The following is a 1,422-nucleotide window of genomic DNA, read 5'->3' as shown; positions in this document are numbered from 1 at the left end:
CCGGGTCGTCGAGGTCGGCGAACAGCGTCGCGAGGCGGTCGCGGGCGGCCGCGCGGGAGGTCTCCGCGCGGTCGGTCAGGAGCGTCCCGACGGTCGCGACCCCGTCGGCGAGGGGAACCAAGACGACGACCTCGCCCGAGAGCCGCTCCTCCTCGTAGCGATCCCGGTCGCGGCCGCGGGGGAGGTCGGTCGGCGCGTCGTCGAGGATCTCGGGGAACGTCGCCGGGAGTTGCCCGCGGAGGTCCGAGAATCCGGTCGCGCTCGCGAGGAAGTCGTGCTCGTCGGCGTGATACACCTCGACGGCGTCGTCGTACCGGAGCTGGCCGATCCGATCGTCCCGGCCGTCCGGGGCGAACCGCGCGTACACGACCAGCGAGACGTCGTCGAGCTCCGCCGAAGCGTCGTCGCCGAGGTCGACCGACGCCCGCGTGAGGTGCGCGTCGCCGACGGCGAGGTCTTGGCGCGTCACGGTGGCGCCGTCGGCCTCGTGGACGGTCTCGACCAGCGTCGTGTCGTCGACGTACCGCTGCGTGGTCGCCGCCTCGTCGAGCCACGTTCGGTCGCCGTCGACGTCGATCCCGATCCGAGCGGCGACGAGGCCGGTCAGGCCGGTCAGCGGGTAGCCGAAGTCGCGGAGCACACCGTCCGCGTCGACGTGGAGGAGACGACCGTCGCCGCCGGTGAACCGACCGTCGACGGTCCGCCGTTCGCCGGGAAACCGAACCGCGTCGCCGGCGTGGCGCTTGTAGTCGTCGAGGACGTCGCGAAGTCTCATTGCCCCGGAGGACGCGCTCACCGGATATGAACGTTTGGTGTAATTGTCGTTCGCAGATTTTCGTCGGGATCCGGCGTGCTCCGGGATAGGGAGCGACGACGAAGCGGAACGGAGAGGAGGGGAAGAGCGAAAAAGGAGAACGGGAAAGAGAAACCGCCTCGAGTCCGTACGTTTATCACTCGGAGCGCGTCCAGACGCCTCGTGATCCCCTTCAGCGAACTCGCGCGGGCGGCGTACTGCCCGCGCCAGCTCTACTACGCCCGGCGCGACGACGACATGGCCGTCCCGTCGGAGGCCCGCGCCCGGATCGGGCTCGGGTTCCGCTATCCCGACCTCGTGGATGCACCGGACGCGACGCTGCGCCGGCTCCCGATCCGACGGTCGCCGGCCGCGTACCGCCGGAACCTCGCTCGGCTCCGCGAGCGAGACGACTACGAGCGGCTCGTCGACCCCGAACGCGAGCGGGCGTTCTGCGCGGGGAAGGACTGTCACGGGACGGTACACAAGGTGCTCGCCGGCGGCGACGCGGAAGCTACGGACGACCCCGCTCCGCCGGTACCGACGATCGTCTCGCCCGGAGAACCGCCGGATCAGGGCGTCTGGGAGCCGCAGTCGGTGCGGGCGGTCGCCGTCGCCAAGGCGCTCGC

The 1,422-nt window shown here is 71.2% G+C and carries 1 protein-coding gene and 1 pseudogene; one reads left to right on the top strand and one right to left on the bottom strand.

Annotated features, from left to right (window positions below; all coding sequences use genetic code 11):
- Positions 1-775, bottom strand: a pseudogene (locus GJ633_RS16625) (glucan 1,4-alpha-glucosidase); the annotation flags it as partial.
- Positions 776-976: 201 nt separating this feature from the next.
- Here GJ633_RS16625 and GJ633_RS16620 point away from each other — a divergent pair.
- Positions 977-1,422: hypothetical protein (locus tag GJ633_RS16620; RefSeq protein WP_321169139.1), on the top strand; the 446-nt coding region annotated here is incomplete at its 3' end.

This window comes from Halorubrum sp. CBA1125 (assembly GCF_009742825.1).
GTDB lineage: Archaea > Halobacteriota > Halobacteria > Halobacteriales > Haloferacaceae > Halorubrum.
Note: the sequence above shows the minus strand (reverse complement) of the source record. Positions and strands in the feature narration are given on the sequence as shown.